Below are 20,809 nucleotides of genomic sequence, written 5' to 3' on the forward strand. Positions count from 1 at the left end.
AGATAAATTGATAATTAAGTCTAATAATTTGTCATTGCCTAACCCACCCTACCTAACTATCTCCTGTCTTCTATCTCCTATCTCTTTTTACTGAAAAAACTATGTCCATTCCCTTGATTCTTGCTTCCGCTTCTCCTGCGCGTAAAAAACTATTACAAATGGTAGGAATCGATCCAATTGTGCGAGTGAGTAACTTTGATGAATCGACAATTAATGCTGATGATACTCTCCATCTTGTCCAAACTTTAGCCCAATGTAAAGCGCAAACGATCGCCCCTAAATTTGATACAGGATTGATTCTTGGTTGCGATTCCGTCTTAGAAGTAGCGGGGGAAGTCTATGGCAAACCCAAGGATAAATCAGAAGCGATCGAGCGTTGGCAAAAAATGCGCGGTCAGGTGGGTACACTCTATACAGGTCATGCTTTAATCGATCGAGTTAATCATCAAACTTTGACTCGTTGTGGGATCACTAAAGTTCACTTTGCCAATATCAGCGATGAAACAATTATTGCCTACGTTGACACCGAAGAACCCCTCAAATGTGCCGGCTGTTTTGCCCTAGAAGGAAAGGGGGGTCTATTCGTGGAAAGATTAGAGGGATGTCACAGCAATGTTATCGGTTTAAGTTTACCCCTATTTAGGCAGATGTTAACGGATTTTGGCTACCAAATCACTGACTTTTGGTGATATTTTGGCTGATAATTTCCCCAAATTTATTGACAAAAGGGCTTGACAAATTCTCAGATTTGTGTTAACCTTTTATTATAATGGGAATCCGTGTAGCCCTGCGAACCCCTCTTTTTTCTATCGGATAGCTCCAAAATTTTTAACCCTTTCCTTTTCACTTTTTCCCGAAAAAACTATGTCTTGCTTGCGCGTGGGAATTGCCGGTCCAGTGGGTTCAGGAAAAACAGCCCTGCTCGATGCTCTGTGTAAAAATTTGCGGGATCAATATCCGATCGCCGTAGTCACCAATGACATTTATACTCAAGAAGATGCCCAATTTTTAGTGCGATCACAAGCTTTAGCCTCGGAAAGAATTTTAGGAGTAGAAACGGGAGGATGTCCCCATACAGCTATTCGCGAGGATGCCTCAATTAACTTAGTTGCCATTGAACAGTTAGAGAGAAAATTTGCTAACTTAAAGCTAATTTTTCTGGAAAGTGGTGGTGACAATTTAGCGGCAACCTTTAGCCCCGAATTAGTAGATTTAACCATCTATGTGATTGACGTGGCAGCCGGAGATAAAATTCCTCGCAAGGGGGGACCGGGTATCACCAAATCGGATCTATTGGTAATCAATAAAATAGATTTAGCCCCGATGGTGGGGGCAGATTTAGGGGTGATGGATAGAGATGCCAAAAAGATGCGCGGGGATAAACCCTTTATCTTCACCAACTTGAAAACACGGGAAGGATTAGAGCGAGTGATTGCCTTTATCGAAAAGAATTTATAATAACTATTACTAGGAATAAAAAAGAGAGCGCCAGAAAAATTTAGGTAAAGCTAACATTCTTTTCCAGCGCCAAGGTTCCTGATAGAGTCGATACAACCACTCTAAATTATTGTCACAGAAAAAGCGAGGGGCGCGGATTTTTGTCCCGGACCAGATATCAAAACTACCCCCCACACCTACCCAGATAGCTTGGGGACAGATCTTTCGATGTTCCCTAATCCAATATTCTTGTCGGGGTACTCCCAAACCAACTAAAATTAACCGCGGTTGTTGATCTTTTAACACCTCGATCCAATCGGACATTTCCTCGGAGGATAGATAACCGTGGTTAGCCAGAATGCGGATATTAGGTATCTTTTTCTGCCAATTACTTGCCGCTTGTTCTGTAATCCCCGGTTTACCACCAAAAAAAGCAATAGGAAAACTCTCTCCCTGCATTCCTAACTCAGTAATTAAGGATTCTGATAATTCGATACCGGGGCAGCGGGTTTGTTTTTTGCCCCTTAATTTTAAGTAAATAACAATCCCCGCGCCGTCGGGAATAACTAAATCTGCTTCCCGAATAACTTGGGCTACTTTAGCATCATTTTCCCCTAACATTGCCATTTCTGCATTAAGAGTGACAACGTGGGAACCAAAACCTTGATAGAGGCGATCGATTAACCAACGACTGTAGTTATCGAGGAGATGAACCGGTAAACCAAGAACAGAATATTTGGGGGGAGTTTCTAACATAAGTAGGTAGGTGCTAAAAGTTGTCAGACACCCCCCTTATTAAGGGGGGCAGGGGGGATCAGCACCCCCCTTATTAAGGGGGGATTAAGGGGGGATCAGAGGTAAAATCTATCTTCAATTTAATTATAAATACTTACTTATAATTCATCTTGATTTAGTTGTCATTTTATCGAGAAATTGGCACAAAATCCATCCCAAAACTAGAACGAGAACCGGGTTCAACTACCACTAATTGCACGGATTGATTGCGATCGCCAGACGGTAAAAATCGCACGGGATTAGTCGCCCCGGGCACAGAAAAATCACTGCTTCTTAACGCCCGTTGAACTCCCTCGCGGCTAGATTCTGCCTTAATGCCAGCGATTAAAGCCTGGGTAGCGTCATAGGCGGTGGCAGTGCGCCAATTTACGTCTCCTTGCCACAATTGGCGGGAATTATTCACAAAAGGACTATTCGGATTAGCCCCCAAATGCCAAGCGACAGCCACAACCATGCCCAGGGCATTTTTTCCGCCTACATCCAGAGTTTTCGGGCTATAAACGTCATCACCCGCCACAATCGGTAATTTTCGACCGTTGATTTGAACCACCTGCAAAGCCTTATCTAGGGTACCACTATCCCCAAGAAGGGCGATTAGATTTGCTCCCTCCTGTTGAGCTTGTTGGAGGCTTTTAGACGGGGAAAAAGTCAGGGAAGATAGATCAAATTCACTCACCACTTGACCTCCTCCTAATCCTAAAGCGGTGGTAAATTCAGATTTTAGGGATTGACTATAATTACTTTGGGAGTTAAAAAATACCACTGCCTTGACGTTAGGATTTTTTTGCAAGCTAGATTCGGCTAATGCCCGTGCCGCCACAAAATCACTGGGAACAGAACGAAAAATATAGTCACCAAAATTGGAGAGTTTAACTGAGGTACTGACGGGGGAAATCATTACTAATCCTGCTTTTTGATAGATAGCAGCCGCCGCTAAAGAGGTGTCACTGCTAGTGTGTCCTACTACTCCTAAAATACTGTTGTCAGCCGCTAATTTTTGGGCAATTTGAGCGGCAATTTCGGGATTATAAGCATCATCAGCAATGAGAACTTTTAAAGGAGTGCCATTAATTCCCCCGGCTTGATTGATTTGATTTTGAGATTGGGCAACTCCTCGTAAAATTTCTAGGGAGGTGTTGACACTGCCCCCAATTGGCACGGAAACGGCGATAGTATAGGACTTAGCTTGACCAATACGGGCGTTATTTAAGTAGATGAGAGCTTCCGGATCATTTTGATTAGTTTGCAGGGATTTTTCTAGGAGGGAAACTGCTTGCTGAAAGTCTCCTTTTCCGAGTGCCTGTATGGCGGCTTGTTTGTCAAAAGAAGCCCCTTCAACTATTAATAAGTTTTCCCCTTGACTAAATCTTGCTTGTGGCGATACCGGTTTTTGCCCCAGTTCAGGAAGATTGGTTGGGTTATATCTTTCTTGAAAACGATTGTATAACCACCAACTACCTGCCCCAAAAAATAGTAGGGTAATCAGCAGGGCTAAAAGCAGGGGAACGGTCTCATTTTTCTGGCTCATGGGCTGATCAACTAAGATTAAATTAATGGTTTAATCGAGATTTATAGTTAATAAAAGTAACATTTTTTTGTTTTTCATAGGGCTAATCCAAGTCTGAATGTCACCAATATCCGCTCTACCTTGATAGAATACCTCATTGCGGGTCTGATAGTCAAGACATTGTTTAAATGCGTCTTAGTTTATTAGGGATACTTTACCTTTTTGTTTGGGAATCTTCCAAATGTTTTACCAAAACATTGGAGGATAAAGGACCGTGTAAATGACTCCAGGGTAAAACCTGTTCTAAACGCCATTGCTGATGGACGTAATAATCTAGAGGGGGAATTTGTCCTTTTAGTTCCTTAAAAGCCCGTTTATAACTGCCCAAAGAATCACCGTAGCCACGGGTTAATTCTAATAGGGAAGTTAAGCGGCGATCACCTCTAGATAATAGGGCTTGAATCACCGACCAATTATAACTTTCTGGACGAAATTCTATGCCCTGTTTACCTAATTGTTTCTCTAGATATTTTAATCTTTTTTCAGCCATTTTATTAACTCCAAACCACTGAAAAGGAGTGTGGGATTTAGGCACAAAGGTGCTGCAACCGAAAGAGATTCGCAGTCCAGAGGCGGCTTTTTTTAAGGCTATTAACATTTCCACAGTCGCTGCGATATCTTCGGCTTCTTCTCCCGGTATTCCCACCATACCATAGAGTTTTATCCCTTTTAAACCGCCCGCTTTGGCATTAATAGCAGCTTGGATAATTTCATCATTGGCTAACTTTTTGTTGATAATTTCCCGCAGGCGATCGGAACCACTTTCTACGGCAATAGTAATTGATTTGCTGTCTCTTAGGGATAAAATTCTGGCTAATTTTTCTGTGACAGTATTAGTTCTAACCGAAGCGATCGAGAGTCTAACTCCCTCAAATTTTGCTTGAAAAAGATAATCGAGTAAGGTTTCAAATTCAGGATGTTGGCTGACGGAAGCACCTAATAAACCCAAGCGATCGGTCACTTTTAAACCTTTTTCAATGGCAGGGATTAAAGATTCTAAACTAGCGGTACGAAAGGGTAAAGTTAGATAACTAGCTAAACAAAAACGGCACATTTCTGGACAACTTCGCACCACCTCTACCATATAAATATTCTCCCATGCGGCTTGTTTTGTTACCACCGTAGAAGCAGAAAGAGTGTTACTGCGATAGGTTTGTTTACTAACAAAGGCAGGAACATTATTATCTATGGGTAGAATTGCTGTAATTTCACCTTCGGGACTATCATAATTAACGGTATATAAACTAGGAACATATACCCCCGGAACCTGGGCTAAATGACGGAGTTTTGTCGAGCGATCAGCATTTCTAACCTCTTGATACGCATTAATCAAATCGGCAATTAAATTTTCACCATCTCCCAATAAAATTACATCAAAAAAAGCGGCAAAAGGTTCGGGATTAGCGGTTAAAACTGGCCCACCACCAAAAATTATCGCTTCTCGATCTTGCCGTTGATGACTGTGGCAAGGAATTTCTAAAGATTCTAACAGCGAGAGGATATTAACATAGTCCAATTCCCAAGAAAAGGAAAAGCCGACTAATTCGGGATAACGGGGTAAAGATTCTTGAAAATCCGTAAATAAACGACTAACTTGTATATCTGATCGCAGGGCTAAAGTTGCCCAGACAATTTGATAACCTAAACTGGTTATACCCACGGAATACTGATTAGGAAAAGCAAAAATGGTTCTAATGGCATCACTGTGGGGGATTGCGGAAGTAAAGAGTAGTTTTTCGTCTTGTAAGATGGTCATTTCAGTTATCAATTATCAGTTGTCAGTGACTACCGCAGGTCGTCGGTAGCTTGAAATCAGAAAGATTTTAATTTTCATCCCCTTGCCAGGGGAAGCTTGTTACCTCTTGTTTTTGGTCATATATAAGTTTAATTTAAATCCGGAGGTGAAGGAGGGGAAAATATCTCAATAGACAGTTATATCCCACATTCTGCACTTCAGTTTGTAACATAAAAAGTTACAAACAAGGAAAGGGACTAACTGAGTACAAATACTCAGAATTTCCCCGACCAAAACGTGAAATAATGGAGAAAGTATGATCGGGCATAAGCGAGTGCTGTTCCCACTTAATCGACTAATTCTGGCACTAATTCCATCTCGCCAGTACTCCAATGAAGACGATGAACCCATTGTTTTCAATAGATTAAACCGTTGGCTCTCCCAGCTTTGGTGGGTAAAATGTATTCTAAGATACATTTCTCAAGAGCGAGGGGGTGGAACGAACCACAAAGACACAAAGGACACAAAGATCGATCGATCCTATGTCAATTAAACTTATCACACAGAACCTAGAAGAGCCAACCGTTGCGTTGTCGTTACAGCCAATACTACTATTGACTAGCTTAGTTGGGGAAAAAATCTCAATGACCATCAATGGTTGACCTAAGAAAATATTTCAGTCTCTTCGTCGGTAAATAACCTATTAGAGACTGAAAAATCTTAGTCATTTATCAGTTGTCAGTGACTACCACAGGTCGTCGGTAGCTTGAAATCAGAAAGATTTTAATTTTCATCCCCTTGCCAGGGGAAGCTTGTTACCTCTTGTTTTTGGTCATATATAAGTTTAATTTAAATCCGGAGGTGAAGGAGGGGAAAATATCTCAATAGACAGTTATATCCCACATTCTGCACTTCAGTTTGTAACATAAAAAGTTACAAACAAGGAAAGGGACTAACTGAGTACAAATACTCAGAATTTCCCCGACCAAAACGTGAAATAATGGAGAAAGTATGATCGGGCATAAGCGAGTGCTGTTCCCACTTAATCGACTAATTCCGGCACTAATTCCATCTCGCCAGTACTCCAATGAAGACGATGAACCCATTGTTTTCAATAGATTAAACCGTTGCGTTGTCGTTACAGCCAATACTACTATTGACTAGCTTAGTTGGGGAAAAAATCTCAATGACCATCAATGGTTGACCTAAGAAAATATTTCAGTCTCTTCGTCGGTAAATAACCTATTAGAGACTGAAAAATCTTAGTCATTCCATTCCCCTTTGGGTGGGACGGGAGGATTGCGGAGAAGATGGCGGGTTAAGTCCTTATCTGGTTCCCTCTCTCCTCTTAGCCACTGTTTAATCGCCGTTTCGATAATGCGACTAGGATCGTTAGTCAGGTGTTTAATCTGTTCCAACACTTCCGAGTCAATGTGAATAGCGATTTCAACTTTCTCCGCCGTGCGCTGAGTCGGTGTAGCATTGTCGTTCATAAGCTCTATCAAGGATTGCTATCTATCATTCTACCCGTCAGTCGAGGATTCTTATCCAAGAGTTTATCTATAGTAATGGGATTTGGACAAATCATAGAGCTTTTCCTGAGCCATTGCCCTTTCCCTGATTTTGTCACCATAATCAAGCCTACCATAGTTTCCTGTGGATGCCGAGAGGGAAAGCCAAGGCCAAAACCCTGACTATACTTGCAGTTTAGCTTTTTTTACCTTTTACTTTTCACTTTTGCTCCAGCCTTAGAGACTTTACCTTTACAATGAGTGAAGGAATCTAAAATTTTATAAACCCCTGACTTTTGCCAGCAGTGAACCACGATGACTGACGTTCCCGTTTCTCGCATTCGCAATTTTTCCATCATCGCTCATATCGATCATGGTAAATCAACTCTCGCCGATCGCCTCCTGCAAATTACGGGAACCGTAGCCCAACGGGAGATGAAAGAACAATTTCTTGATAATATGGACTTGGAACGGGAACGAGGTATCACCATCAAGTTACAAGCGGCACGCATGGATTATACCGCTAAGGATGGTCAAAAATACGTTCTCAATCTGATTGACACCCCCGGCCATGTGGATTTTTCCTACGAGGTTTCTCGGTCTTTAGCGGCGTGCGAGGGAGCTTTATTAGTTGTGGATGCGTCCCAAGGCGTAGAAGCGCAAACTTTAGCCAATGTTTACCTAGCACTGGAAAATAACCTCGAAATTATCCCAGTTTTAAATAAAATCGACCTACCCAGTGCCGAACCAGAACGGGTCGCTGCGGAAATCGAGGAAGTGGTGGGTTTAGACTGTAGTGAGGCGATTCGGGCCTCGGCTAAGGCTGGGATCGGTATTAATGATATTCTAGAGTCGATCGTCCAATTAGTTCCCCCTCCCCAAGATACCCTCGAAGAACCCTTCCGAGCTTTAATTTTTGATAGTTATTACGACGCTTATCGAGGGGTAATTGTCTATTTCCGCGTCATGGATGGTCGGGTGAAAAAGGGCGATAAAATTCGTTTTATGGCTTCTGGTAAAGAATTTGTGATCGATGAATTGGGAATTTTATCACCGCAACAGGTACAGGTAAATGAACTTCACGCGGGAGAAGTGGGTTATCTGGCAGCCGCGATTAAAACCGTCGCTGATGCCCGGGTGGGTGATACGATTACTCTAACCGCTAAACCGGCACAAGAGCCTTTACCCGGTTATACAGAAGCAAAACCGATGGTTTTCTGCGGATTATTCCCCACGGATGCTGATCAGTATGCCGATCTCAAAGATGCCCTGGAAAAGTTAAAATTAAACGATGCAGCCCTATCCTACGAACCGGAAACTTCTAGCGCCATGGGTTTTGGTTTCCGTTGCGGTTTCTTGGGACTGCTACACATGGAAATTGTGCAGGAAAGACTAGAAAGGGAATATAACTTAGATTTAATTACCACTGCTCCCTCGGTAGTTTATCAGGTCACTACCACCGATGGCGAAATTGTCGAAGTGGATAATCCCAGTTTGTTACCTTCCCCACAAAAACGGGAAAAAATTGAGGAACCTTATATCCAAGTGGAAATGATTACTCCGGAAACCTATGTAGGCGCTTTGATGGAATTATGTCAAAGTCGTCGGGGAGTTTTCAAGGATATGCGTTATTTTACTAAAACCCGCACCGCTTTGATTTATGAGTTACCTTTAGCAGAAGTGGTGACGGACTTTTTTGATCAATTAAAATCTCGATCGCGCGGTTACGCTAGTATGGAATATCAATTAATTGGCTATCGGGAAAATGAGCTAGTTAAATTAGATATTATGGTCAATGGTGATCCCGTTGATGCTTTAGCGATGATCGTTCACCGGGATAAAGCTTATTATGTTGGTCGTGCTTTAACTGAAAAGTTAAAAGAATTGATTCCCCGGCATCAATTTAAGGTTCCCATTCAGGCCGCTATTGGTTCTAAAATTATCGCTAGTGAACATATTCCCGCTTTAAGAAAGGATGTCTTAGCTAAGTGTTATGGTGGCGATATTAGCCGCAAGAAAAAGCTGTTAGACAAGCAAGCAAAAGGGAAGAAACGGATGAAAGCGATCGGAACTGTTGATGTCCCGCAAGAGGCATTTATGGCAGTCCTAAAACTCGATCCTCAGTAAAATCTTGGGGTGAGTCAATCCTCACCCTTTTTAGTTTTGGCAGAGGGAAAGAAATTATTATGAAACTTTTGAAATTATCCTATCAAGATTTATCCTCTGGATTAAGTATAGATTCTTGCAAATTTTTTCCAGATTTGAATTTATTAGTTGGTATCTCAGGTGCAGGAAAAACCTCGATTTTAAAGGCTATTAGTAATTTAAAAAGAATCGCTAACGGTGCATCCATAAATGGGGTGAAATGGGATGTGGAACTTTTAACCAATGATAATGTTCGTTATCATTGGTTGGGTGAATTTGAGGTAAAAAAAGCGCGTTCTCTCATCAAGATTGAAGAAGATGAAGTCAATGTTAATGACGGCGAAAATAAGGTTAGTATAATTAGGGAAACTCTTTTAAAAGATCAAGATGTTTTGATCGCAAGAAATCAAGAGGTAATTGAGTTTAAACATTCAAAGACACCAAAACTACCATCTTATTTAAGCTGTATAGAGCTTTTCAATCAAGAAGAAGATGTTTTCCCTGTTCGACAGGAATTTAACAAAATGATTTTCAATCCACTTAAGTTTAATACCTCATATTATTCAACATTTGATAAAATCTTTAGAAACGACGAATATACCGAATATAACTCTCTCTCTGAATTACAATCGAGTCAACTTCCTATTTCCGACAAACTACTGATCACTTATGAAAAATATCCCGATACGTTCGAGATAATAAAGAGAAAGTTTTTAGATATTTTCCCTCAAGTTGAAGATTTAAAAATAGAATTTTTAGAACCATCCAAACTAGGTGATCTGTTTGTTTCATCAACTCCAATAGTTTTATTTGAAGAGCCACCTCACATACAAATAAAAGAAAAAAACTCTCATGTCTGGATTTTAGACCCAAATATCTCCTCTGGAATGATAAAAAGCCTGATGTTCTTAGCAACGATCGAATTATCTCCTGATGGCAGCGTTATATTAATCGATGAATTTGAAAATAGTTTGGGGGTTAACTGTTTGGACACTTTAACAGAAGATTTATTAGTTAATTATCGAGATTTACAGTTTATTATTACCAGTCATCATCCCTATATAATTAATAATATCAGTCCTGCCTATTGGAAAATAGTCACTCGTAAAGGAGGAGTAATTCAGGTACACAATGCGGCTGATTTTCATATTTCTAAAACTCGACAAAAAGCCTTTATTGATCTTATCAATGTCTTAGAAGAATTTCCCCAAGGAATTAGTTAATCGATGAATATTTATTTTTTAGTTGAAGGAAGAAGTACCGAAAAAAAGCTTTATACTGCCTGGTTAACTTATCTTATTCCCGAATTTAAGCGAGTTGATTTTTACGATCAAGTCAATCACAACAATTACTTTCTGATTAGTGGTAATGGCTACCCCTCGATACTTGATGAGGGAATTCCTAACGCCATCGATAAAATTCAAGAAGTATCCAAATATAACTATCTAGTCATCTGTCTCGATGCTGATGAGGATACTGTCGAAGAAAGAGAACAATATGTTAATGACTTTATCACCAAACATATTACTATCCCCGCACAACTTGAAATCGTGATCATTATTCAAAATCGCTGTTTTGAAACATGGCTATTAGGCAATCGCACAATATTTAATCCTAAACAACCTTTACAGGGACTTTTAGCTGATTATGTTCAACACTATGATGTTTACGAAAATGATCCCGAACTAATGGGTAGATTTAATTGCAGAAATCATGCCGATTTTCATTTTGCTTATCTAAAGTCTATTTTTAAAGCTAAAGGTTTGTCTTATTCTAAAAAATTCCCTGGGGAAGCTCAAGAACAATACTATCTTAATCAATTAAAAAAGCGTATCGATAAAACCGAACACTTAAAAACCTTTCAGAAATTTATTAATTTTTGTGATAATATTCGTCAAAATTTTAGATAAATTGATCTCTGGTGCTTCTGACGAGGATGAAATATAAGCTGATCTGGCATCGTCTCCTGACTAATAGCTGATTGAGAATACAAGACTATGACAAGGCTTTTGTCCTATAAATTTCTAGGTCGGCAGATTTTTGTAGTATTGTAGTATAATGGTAACTCCAGAAAAACAATCCCAAAAGTGCCTTTAGTCTCTTCAGTTATCAGTTACCAGATAGAAGTTAAAAATTGGCAATTTACTTGATGTTATGGCTTCCTTACGCGATATTCTCAGTTACTATCGCAATTATCAAAAAGCCGCCTTTTTGAGCATTGCTGCCTCCAGTGTCTTTGAAATTATCGATCTGATGGTTCCCTACGCTGTCGGACAGATTCTTAATGTTCTTTCCGATCAACCTTTAGATGGATTCGTGCAATCTTTAGTTGATCGCACCATGATTTTAACTCCCTTTGCCTCAGAAAAGTGGGTTAGTTTGGCGGTATTATTAGGCTTAATTTTCCTAACCACAGTAATTAAAGCACCAATTCAGCCTTGGCTGAGTGTATGGTTTCACTGGGAAATATCCTTAAGAGCGCGACGAGATCATCTCAGAAAAATTATTGCCAAAATTCTCACCTTACCCCTATCTTTTTACGATGAAAATAATCCAGGACGCATCGCTAACCGGATTGCCAAAGGGATAGAAAGTTATACTTGGACTTATCCCGAAGTGGCGGGAATGATGATCCCAAAATTGTTTAGAGTTTTTGGTATCTTTATTGTTATTTGGGTAATTCAATGGCAAATCGCCCTCGCTTTTGTCATTTCTTTTGTATTAATTCTAGTTTTTATTGTCAGAGATTTAAAAGATTTAATGCAAAAAGAAAGAACTCTTGATCGGCACATCGAAAATACTCAAAGTCGCAATTCTGAGATTATTACTAATATCAAAACTGTCAAAGCTTTTGCCACGGAAGGACAGGAGTTATATCGTCAAAAACAGCGTTTAGAGAGAGAATTTACCTACGTTATCCATCGCATTCATAAGGGTTATGTGGACTTAATTACTTGGGAAAAAACCCTTGTACAAGCTAGTTTATTTGGAGTATTTTTCTTTACTCTTCTAGCCACCGTTCAACAGAAAATCTCGATCGGGCATTTTATCACCACCTATACCCTAGCTAGTATGGCCTATGCGGAATTAGATCCCCTATCCCAAATGGCAGAAACTTTCGCTCGTCGCTATGCTTCTATGGCCCGTTTACAGGAATTTATCAACTTACCCAGTGGCACTGATGCAGGTAGTCTTTTAGCCGATCATGCTCAAGATAATCCCTATCATTTTACGGGGAAATTAGAATTAAGAAATCTTAACTTTGGCTATAGTCCAGAAAGAACTATTCTCAAGGATATTAATCTGCTGATTGAACCCTATCAAACCGTGGCATTAGTAGGAAGATCGGGTTCAGGAAAATCCACTTTAGTTAAGTTACTTTTCCGCTATTTTGAACCGAATCAAGGGCAAATTATGATGGATGGCGAGGATATTCGTCGCTTAGATGTCACTTGGTATCGGCGACGGTTAGCGATTGTCCATCAAGAAGTAGATGTGTTTAATGGTACGGTATTAGAAAATCTCACCTACGGTAATCCTAATATTAGCTTCGAGAAGGTAGCAGAAGCCTGTAAAATTGCCCGCGTCGATGAATTTATTCATGAATTACCTAATGGTTATTCCACTATTGTAGGGGAAAGGGGCGTGCGTCTTTCGGGGGGACAAAGACAGCGTTTAGGAATTGCTAGGGCCTTAATTGTCGATCCGGATGTGTTAGTTTTTGATGAGGCTACTTCTAGCTTAGATTATGAGTCAGAAAGAGCCATTCAACTAGCCATGAAATCCATTTTAGGCACTCGCACCACGATTATTATCGCCCACCGTCTCAGTACCGTTCGAGAAGCGGATCAAATTGTCGTCTTGGATAATGGTCGTATTGTCGAGATCGGTAGCCATGATCAATTATTAAATCAGCAGGGAATCTATCAACGTCTCCACTCTTTACAAGAAAGCGGTGAACTGGTTTAGTCTTAAAATAGTCCCGATCGATGACTGTCGATCGGGAACCGAGAAAATATGATCTAATGGGAGTTGCTCACCATGTCTAACGAAACCGTTACCTATTCCCTAGAAGCTGTTTTGACTAGGATTGAGGGGAAAATTGACAGCTTCCAAAAAGATGTTAACCAAAAATTTGACACCTTCCAAAAAGATGTTGACCAAAAATTTGACAAAATCGACGAACGGTTAAATAAGCTAGAGGTAGGACAGGCAAAGTTAACCGAAAAGGTTGAGGGAATCGATAATCGCTTACAATCAGTGGAAGGAACCCAAAAAAATCAGGTTTGGACATTAATTATTCTTTTGGCAAGTGCGATCGCTACAGCTGGTTGGAAAGTATTTTTTTCGGGTAATCCCTAGAATTAATAGTAGCAACCTCACCCCCCCTTATCCTGATCGGCATGGGTTCAATCATCAAGTTTAACCCTCTGCTAACCAGCGCACGGCATCCTTAGCGTGGTAGGTTAAGATAATATCGGCACCGGCCCGTTTAAAGCTGGTTAAAGTCTCTAAAGTCACCCGTTTTTCGTCAATCCAGCCATTTAACGCCGCCGCTTTAATCATTGAATATTCCCCCGATACATTATAGGCAGCCACGGGTAAATTAGTCATTTCCTTGATTCTCCAGATAATATCCAGGTAAGACAGGGCAGGTTTTACCATTAACATATCTGCTCCCTCTAATACGTCTAATTCCACCTCTTTTAAGGCTTCTCTGGCATTACCCGGATCCATTTGGTAGGTTCTGCGATCGCCGAATTGGGGCGTAGAATCAGCCGCATCCCGAAACGGACCATAATAGGCAGAGGCATATTTAGCGGTATAGGAAAGAATTGGTGTATCACTATAACCAGCCTCATCCAATCCTTGACGAATTGCCTGGACAAAACCATCCATCATTCCCGACGGTGCAATGATATCCACTCCCGCTTTTACCTGAGAAACGGCGGTTTTTTGCAATAATTCCAGAGTAGGATCGTTTAACACCCTGCCGGTTAAATCTCCCGTTTGCAGATAACCACAATGACCATGGTTGGTATATTCACACAAACAAGTATCGGCGACAATGAGTAGATCGGGAACTGCCTCTTTAATTGCTGTGGCTGCTTTTTGCACAATACCATGATCGTGCCATGCTCCCGTCGCCTCTGTGTCTTTACTTTCTGGCAGCCCGAATAAAATAATCGCTGGAATTCCTAAATCCCGCACTTCCTTGGCTTCGTCAACAATTTTATCGATTGATAATTGATACACCCCCGGCATCGATTTGACTTCTAAGGCAATACCTTCCCCCGTCGTGGCGAAAAGAGGATAGATAAAGTCATTGGCTGTCAAGACGGTTTCACTCACCAGACGGCGCATTTGAGGGGTTTGACGCAGACGACGGGGGCGATGAATAGGAAACATAGTTTTTTGTGATTAAATCGGGAATCTGGTCTCGATTCTTTAGTTTAAATCTTTGCTGAGGATGAACACAAATCAATTCAGCCAGCTGCTGGCTGCCGGCAGCTATAGGCAATATTTAGTTATTTTGAGCTTAATCAAACTATTTAGGTCAAAAATGACCTGATGAGGCTCTATCGTCGTTTTGAGGGCGAAAAACCAGCAATTTGACTAAAATTTAATCTTTATAGCGATCAATTTTGCTGTCGCCACCACCGCATCTATTTACAAAACTTTACCTCATCAGTTATCAGTTACCAGTTATCAGTTATCAGTTATCAGATGTGAGTTTTCAGTTCACTGATGGCTCTCTTGGATATTGGCTGAAAAATGTTCATGGTGTTACATTAGCGGCGCAAGCGTTCACTGATTACTGATTACTGTTCACTGTTCACTGACTCCCAAAACCCATCTCCATTTGGGAGAAGGATCGTTTATTCTAGTAGGTAAGAGCGATCAATTCAGGATTTTTGCGATGGCCAACTTAGGTGATTTAGTCAAAAAAGCAGTTTATTTGGGTGTAGGCATTGCTACTTATGCCGCCGAAAAAGCTGAAGTAAATTTACAAGAATTAAGAAATCAAGCCCAAAAATTAGCCGATGAAATGATTTCTCGCGGCGAAATAAACGCGGAAGAAGCGAGGAAATACGTTGATGAGTTGGTGAAACAGGCACAACAGCAAACGGTAGCAGCTAACGAATCTAATATTCCCCATGAACCCCGACGGATAGAAATCATTGAAGATGAGGAGGACACCAAAGCAGCCGATCCAAAAGTAGATGAATTGCGGCAACAGGTGGAACGTCTTCAGGAGGAATTACGGAAACTGCAACGGGATTAAAACCTAGATTTTAGCGACAAATAATTAATTATTACCAGACAAGGGATGCAAGTATAAACATGGACGATTGGCAGAAAGATTTTTGGGAAGTTATCGAAACTGTGGCACTGGGAATTGAAACTTTTTTCCAAGAAGTAGCCCAAACTATCGAAGAAATTAATGAGGAGATTATCATCGATCTGGAACAGTTTATTCAAGAGGTTTTACCCCAGGAATTAGAAGAATTTTTTAACCTCGATGAATACCCCTTTTCGGGATTAGATGAACCCTCGGATTTTATCCTCACTCCTAAGGTTAACCCCGATCCTAACACCCATCCTGCTTGTATCGGTTGCCGTAATTATCACGGTTATATCTACGGAGGCAATCTTCTCGTCTGCGGTTTCCATCCCTACGGTTGGGATAGTGATAGTTGTCCCGATTGGCAAGCAGAGGATTAATTATTTTTCTATAAAATCAGGTAGGGTTATTATCCCTACCCATAGCTTTTATCTCAAAGCAATTACCCGTCATTTTTAGTTAAGAATTACCCTTGGGAGCATGGTAAGGTTCAGAATCAAAAGGCTGCATCCCCACATCGGGATATTCATCATTGTTGGGGCTAAAAATGCGAGCGAAAGCCTCTGTTAGGTACTGGACAAAATTGTGTAATGTATCCTTGATATTCATTGCTTTTCTCTCCGACTCTCGACAACAATCTCTGTTCAACTTCGGGTAAGGTTGATTCACCCCTCCATCCCCATTATCTGGCCAGAATCTCATCAATTGCTGACTTTTGAGATAATTCTTGAATAATCTTCATAAGACTTTATGTTTTTTATTGTTTATCTAAACTTTTATAATAATTCTTGTCTTTTTGTCAAGGAACGATTATTCAATTAAATCGCTGATTTGTTGATCATCTAAGCATAAATATCCATTGACAAAGACTTGTAATTGAGCATTATCTATCTCCTCATCCAAAAAAGGCTCGATGGCTTTCTGACGAAGTTATTTAATTTTGTTGAGGTTTAATCCCAACTTTTCGATAGTATTAAAAGATGGGGTCACTAAAATAGATTCAGGTAAATAGTTAATCGTGAATATAAGCTTTTTACAGTTGTTTTTTTTCGGGGCGATCTCGCTAACCCTAACTTTCACCCTCGGCTATGTTAGCCTGAGAGCGATCTCGCGCTTTACCGTCAAGGAATGTATGGCCCTTGCTGGTGCTTGGGGAATGGCTTTACAATCGGCGATCGCTTTCGTTAATTTTCTTTGTGGCTTTTCCGGAAGAACTTTTTTCCTGTTAGCAACGGCTGGTTTATTTATTATCTCTCTATGGTTACTGACGCGACAATTGTGGCAAGCGGAAGAAAGAGAAAACTATAGATGGCTATACCTAGCGATCTTGTTCTGGCTCGTCCTGCTAGGGATGCAATTCTTCGTCGTGCTTTACAGTGGGGGATTTTACTACGGGGATTGGTGGATGCACTTCGATATCGCTCAAATTTTTTTGGGACTTCAGAAAACCGATACGGTTTACTTTGGAACTTATAATGTTACTTCTAGAACTCCTTTGTTCAATCTATTTTCTAGTTATTATCTGGCACTTTTAGAAAATTCATTTGCGGTTTATCAAATTACCGCAATTTTACCCGGAGTATTCCTGACCCTCCTAATCCCTCTCTTTCTGCGTCCGTCGTTAATTCCGTTAGCCTTTTTCCTCGTGGCTTTCAGTCCCTATTTGAGTAATATGATCACCTACCCGTGGCCGAAGGTATTGGCCACGGTCTATATCTTAACCGGCATCTATTTCTATCTCGACTTGAGAAACAATCCCCGCACAAGAGTCTATTCGCTTTCCGGGATTGGCTGTGGAGTTAGTTGGGGATTAGCTTTTCTCAGTCATCCTTCCGCTATACTCTATGTTATCGCCCCGATCGTCGATAATCTCTGGGTAAATCGTAAAAATTTAGCTCTTGTAGTTCGTCAGTTATTTTTTCCATTAATCCTCATGATCGCCGTGTGTCTTCCCTGGTATTTATGGGGAATCTCTCACTTCGGTCTCGCTTCTATCTTCCAGACGGCAATGGGAACGACGGGGGGGGCGACCGCGAGCGTTAGAATTTCCGATGCTTTCAACAATGCGTGGTCTACCGTTTATCCCCTAGAACTTTCCGACGCGGTTCAAGATCGAATCCAGAAAGGCCCCAGAGAGGGGGGCGAGTTTTACATCTTACGCTATCGGCTGTGGAATTCATGGTTTCGCTTGTATTTTAGTGTTTTAGCCGGCTCTATAACGATAACCCTGAGCGCCGTCCTTCTGACGGTTTTCGGGAAACGAGTTTTGGGAAAAGTTAAGGGTAAACCTTTGTTTCCCAGATCATTTTTAGTATCGGTACTTGTGATCGGTTTTTTGGGAGGTTGTTTCCTGCAACCCGGATTTCATCGCGGGGGAATTATCGGCGAGAGTATGACTCCTATCGTGGTTCTGTTGCTCTTGATCGTTACCGAATATCTGGCCATGTTACCCGTGAGACTGAAACAGTTAATTATCTTCACTATCGTGGGAGAGTTCGTTCTTTCTCGGGGGATTCACTTGTTATTTCTCGGTGCGGAAAAAACGGTAGTTTGGGATGGAAATGCCGATCTAAAAACTAACTATAGTTTACAATTCGCCCGGGATCTGATCGGTACTCCGATCGGCTTATTTATGGCGATAGTTGCTTTAATCATTTTTCTGGTGATCGGTTGGAAAACCGTATCGGGAGGCGGTGATCTTCGAGAATCCCTGAAATAACGATTTCCCTTTGCGGGCGATCAATTTTTTGCAAGCAGGATTAGCAATCAATAGAACTGCAAGTGAAATCAATCGAGTGACCGAAAAACCATTTTTATTTTGCTACTCCTTATCATTCTTGGGAGTTAATCGTACTATTAAAAACGGATTTAGTATCATACCCTATTGACAATTGGCCAATTGTGTGGGCATTTCAAGTGATACCAGTCAATCAGAATAGTTACGAACTCGACCCATTTGGTCGATTTTTGTTTAACAATTGAGATGGCAAATTCTCCTCAAATATGCCTGAATCGTCATCTGGGTAAGCAACTCACATAAAGTTCATTTTGTCAAGGATTTTTAAGATACCCTTACCCTGTCTGTTAGGTACTGGACAAAATTGTGTAATGTATCCTTGATATTCATTGCTTTTCTCTCCGACTCTCGACAACAATCTCTGTTCAACTTCGGGTAAGGTTGATTCACCCCTCCATCCCCATTATCTGGCCAGAATCTCATCAATTGCTGACTTTTGAGATAATTCTTGAATAATCTTCATAAGACTTTATATTTTTTATGGTTTATCTAAACTTTTATAATAATTCTTGTCTTTTTGTAAAGGAAAAATTATTCAATTAAATCGCTGAACAAATATTTGATTGTTGTCCAGAAAGGTTTGTATCTTTGTTGATCATCTAAGCATAAATATCCATTGACAAAAACTTTTAATTCGTCATTATCTATCTCCTCATCCAAAAAAGGCTCGATGGCTTTCTGACGAAGTTATTTAATTTTGTTGAGGTTTAATCCCAACTTTTCGATAGTATTAATTGCTTTTTGATCATCTTCTTGTACGGGTTTAATTGTGCCATCATAGTTAAAAGCAAAGTGAGACTCACAATCGGGATTAAGTGGAGAGATTAAGAGATTTTCATCAAACCAGTTATCTTTTAGATTACCACAGTGCCGAGGTTCACCAGACTTAAGATTTGCCTGACAGGAACATAGCAAATTGGCATAATCTAGGGGATCAACAGTGGGATAACTTTAAGGTTTAAAATGTTCTATATGGCATTTACCATCAATCAATCGATTTTCACAATAACAACATATTTCTCCCTGTTCTGTCATCAACGCTTTAATTAGTATTTCTTTTGGTTTTCCCGCTAAATTTCTAAAGTCGGGCTGCCAATCTGAGTTAGCTTGCTCTTTCCAATTCTTAAACTCCGGTGGTTCTTGTCTTTTCCTAATATACTTCATTTTCCGATAATTTCCTTGCGTCGAATAATAACTTCAGCTTTAATTAATTCTGGATCATTTTGAATTTTAGCTCTGAGATCATTGATATTATTTTTAGCTGCCTCTAATTGATTTTGAGATATTTGTTCATAGATATCTTTCAAAGCTTCAGCGATTTCCTTGGGACGAGTTGTCTCTAATCCCATCAAATCTTCTAAAATTCGATCAACATTTTTGCCGTAGGACTCCTGCACGGGATGAACTTTTATTCCCATTTCTGTTTGTTCCATGAAGTGTAAACTTTCTGGTTGAACATGAGTGATAATATTAGGAGAATGGGTGGAAATAAAAAATTGACAGTTAGGAAAAACTTCTAGTAATTTAGGTACTACAAATCTTTGCCATTGAGGATGTAAATGTAAATCAATTTCGTCAATGATAATAACACCATTACCCGTTAAGGGATAAGGATTTTGAGGATTAGCAATCGCCATTCTTCGAGCTAAATCTCCAAGCATAGCAATCAGACATTTTTCTCCATCAGAAAGTTGATTAACAGTAACTATTTTATTCTTTTTTGTTACTTCCATTCTCAAGGGATTACGACGGACGCTAAGATTACTAAAATCGGGTAGAAAACGTTCGATCGTTTCCCGAACCGCTTCCAATTGGGGATCAGGAAAACAAAAACCTTCTGGTTTAATTAGATAATCCTGATATTTTCTATTTTCATTTTCTAAATCTTCGCGCTCGCGAAACCATTCAAAAAAAGTGCGAAAATCTGATCCACTGGTTAAAGCATTTTCGTAGGCACTTAGAGATTCAAATTGATGTTTTGTTTTAATTTTTAAGGGTATATCCAGCACTGCTCGATTAACAGAATAATAAACAAATAAAGGTAAGTTAATTTGTCCTTGATGATCAGTAATTTGTCGTTGTATTTCTTGACTGTATTCATTTAATTGGCTAAAATTACTCCGTTCCCCAGCGTGGATATATCCAGTCCTAGTTTTTACTATTTTCCAAGTAATCTCTTGACTATCTTCCGTCACCCCAGTGATTTCAATTATAGCCGTCCACTGACCATTATTAATCTCGGTTTCGTTAATCTCTGGAAGTCGTCCACTGGCATTAGTATTTTTTAGGCGATTAACTAACCATGAAAGCATAATAGCCAAACTGTCTAAAATGGTGGATTTTCCCGCACCATTAACTCCTATGAATACGTTGAGTTGCCGATGAAAGTCGATGTTTAAACTGACTGCACCTCGATAATTAATAAGCTTTATAGACTTAATTTTCATGGTTTTTGTATCGGCAAGAGCTGCTTGTA

18 protein-coding genes and 1 pseudogene are annotated in these 20,809 nt (G+C 40.2%); 10 read left to right on the plus strand and 9 right to left on the minus strand.

Going from position 1 to position 20,809, the window contains the following annotated elements:
- Positions 1-101: 101 nt before the first annotated feature.
- Together B5D77_RS13325 and ureG are read left to right on the plus strand one after the other, a co-directional pair.
- On the plus strand, positions 102-689 hold the full coding sequence (locus B5D77_RS13325) for a nucleoside triphosphate pyrophosphatase (protein ID WP_106908994.1): 588 nt from the start codon (positions 102-104) through the stop codon (positions 687-689).
- 175 nt (positions 690-864) lie between these two features.
- Complete coding sequence (gene ureG, locus B5D77_RS13330) at positions 865-1,458, plus strand: urease accessory protein UreG (protein WP_106910003.1); 594 nt, start codon at positions 865-867, stop codon at positions 1,456-1,458.
- Between the two features lie 9 nt (positions 1,459-1,467).
- On the opposite strand, the gene B5D77_RS13335 is transcribed toward ureG, so the two are convergent.
- The 4 genes from B5D77_RS13335 to B5D77_RS13350 form a co-directional block, all read right to left on the minus strand.
- A complete protein-coding gene (locus B5D77_RS13335) occupies positions 1,468-2,193 on the minus strand; it encodes a WecB/TagA/CpsF family glycosyltransferase (RefSeq protein WP_008205533.1) in 726 nt (241 codons plus the stop codon).
- A gap of 166 nt (positions 2,194-2,359) precedes the next feature.
- Entirely contained in the window at positions 2,360-3,760 is a 1,401-nt protein-coding gene (locus B5D77_RS13340) for an ABC transporter substrate-binding protein (protein ID WP_008205535.1), read from the minus strand.
- A gap of 193 nt (positions 3,761-3,953) precedes the next feature.
- Positions 3,954-5,555 carry a radical SAM protein gene (locus tag B5D77_RS13345; RefSeq protein ID WP_008205537.1) on the minus strand — a complete coding sequence of 534 codons (1,602 nt, stop codon included), beginning with the start codon at positions 5,553-5,555 and terminating at the stop codon, positions 3,954-3,956.
- 1,241 nt (positions 5,556-6,796) lie between these two features.
- Positions 6,797-7,027 carry a type II toxin-antitoxin system CcdA family antitoxin gene (locus B5D77_RS13350; RefSeq protein ID WP_008205545.1) on the minus strand — a complete coding sequence of 77 codons (231 nt, stop codon included), beginning with the start codon at positions 7,025-7,027 and terminating at the stop codon, positions 6,797-6,799.
- A 333-nt stretch (positions 7,028-7,360) separates the two neighbouring features.
- Between B5D77_RS13350 and lepA the strand changes: the two genes are divergently transcribed.
- The 5 genes from lepA to B5D77_RS13375 all read left to right on the plus strand — a co-directional run bounded on the left by lepA (position 7,361) and on the right by B5D77_RS13375 (position 13,552).
- Positions 7,361-9,172 carry a translation elongation factor 4 gene (gene lepA, locus B5D77_RS13355; RefSeq protein WP_002762209.1) on the plus strand — a complete coding sequence of 604 codons (1,812 nt, stop codon included), beginning with the start codon at positions 7,361-7,363 and terminating at the stop codon, positions 9,170-9,172.
- A 59-nt stretch (positions 9,173-9,231) separates the two neighbouring features.
- Positions 9,232-10,413, plus strand: coding sequence for an AAA family ATPase (locus B5D77_RS13360; protein ID WP_106908995.1), 1,182 nt, complete (start codon positions 9,232-9,234; stop codon positions 10,411-10,413).
- A 3-nt stretch (positions 10,414-10,416) separates the two neighbouring features.
- Complete coding sequence (locus B5D77_RS13365; protein WP_106908996.1) at positions 10,417-11,100, plus strand: hypothetical protein; 684 nt, start codon at positions 10,417-10,419, stop codon at positions 11,098-11,100.
- Between the two features lie 244 nt (positions 11,101-11,344).
- The gene (locus B5D77_RS13370; protein ID WP_106908997.1) at positions 11,345-13,159 is read left to right on the plus strand and encodes an ABC transporter ATP-binding protein; all 1,815 of its coding nucleotides are present in this window, start codon (positions 11,345-11,347) and stop codon (positions 13,157-13,159) included.
- 72 nt (positions 13,160-13,231) lie between these two features.
- A complete protein-coding gene (locus B5D77_RS13375) occupies positions 13,232-13,552 on the plus strand; it encodes a DUF4164 family protein (RefSeq protein ID WP_039900492.1) in 321 nt (106 codons plus the stop codon).
- A 60-nt stretch (positions 13,553-13,612) separates the two neighbouring features.
- Here B5D77_RS13375 and hemB read toward each other — a convergent pair whose 3' ends face one another.
- Complete coding sequence (gene hemB, locus B5D77_RS13380; protein ID WP_008205555.1) at positions 13,613-14,599, minus strand: porphobilinogen synthase; 987 nt, start codon at positions 14,597-14,599, stop codon at positions 13,613-13,615.
- A 511-nt stretch (positions 14,600-15,110) separates the two neighbouring features.
- On the opposite strand from hemB, the gene B5D77_RS13385 reads away from it, so the two are divergent.
- Positions 15,111-15,476 (plus strand): phasin family protein, encoded by a 366-nt coding sequence (locus B5D77_RS13385; protein ID WP_008205559.1) that lies wholly within the window; start codon positions 15,111-15,113, stop codon positions 15,474-15,476.
- A gap of 59 nt (positions 15,477-15,535) precedes the next feature.
- Entirely contained in the window at positions 15,536-15,916 is a 381-nt protein-coding gene (locus tag B5D77_RS13390; protein WP_008205561.1) for a hypothetical protein, read from the plus strand.
- A 79-nt stretch (positions 15,917-15,995) separates the two neighbouring features.
- Here the strand turns inward: B5D77_RS13390 and B5D77_RS13395 are convergent, their stop codons facing one another.
- Positions 15,996-16,145, minus strand: coding sequence for a hypothetical protein (locus tag B5D77_RS13395; RefSeq protein ID WP_002752187.1), 150 nt, complete (start codon positions 16,143-16,145; stop codon positions 15,996-15,998).
- Between the two features lie 409 nt (positions 16,146-16,554).
- On the opposite strand from B5D77_RS13395, the gene B5D77_RS13410 reads away from it, so the two are divergent.
- Positions 16,555-18,255, plus strand: coding sequence for a hypothetical protein (locus B5D77_RS13410; RefSeq protein ID WP_159036967.1), 1,701 nt, complete (start codon positions 16,555-16,557; stop codon positions 18,253-18,255).
- A 765-nt stretch (positions 18,256-19,020) separates the two neighbouring features.
- Here the strand turns inward: B5D77_RS13410 and B5D77_RS27240 are convergent.
- The 3 genes and pseudogenes from B5D77_RS27240 to B5D77_RS13420 form a co-directional block, all read right to left on the minus strand.
- Positions 19,021-19,251 (minus strand): annotated as a pseudogene (locus B5D77_RS27240) (TIGR02646 family protein); the annotation flags it as partial.
- Positions 19,252-19,284: 33 nt separating this feature from the next.
- Positions 19,285-19,497 carry a hypothetical protein gene (locus B5D77_RS27245; RefSeq protein ID WP_008205566.1) on the minus strand — a complete coding sequence of 71 codons (213 nt, stop codon included), beginning with the start codon at positions 19,495-19,497 and terminating at the stop codon, positions 19,285-19,287.
- Positions 19,494-20,780, minus strand: coding sequence for an AAA family ATPase (locus B5D77_RS13420; protein WP_106908999.1), 1,287 nt, complete (start codon positions 20,778-20,780; stop codon positions 19,494-19,496). Before B5D77_RS13420 ends, B5D77_RS27245 begins: the two co-directional genes overlap by 4 nt.
- Positions 20,781-20,809: the final 29 nt, after the last annotated feature.

The organism is Microcystis sp. MC19, from assembly GCF_003019735.1.
GTDB lineage: Bacteria > Cyanobacteriota > Cyanobacteriia > Cyanobacteriales > Microcystaceae > Microcystis.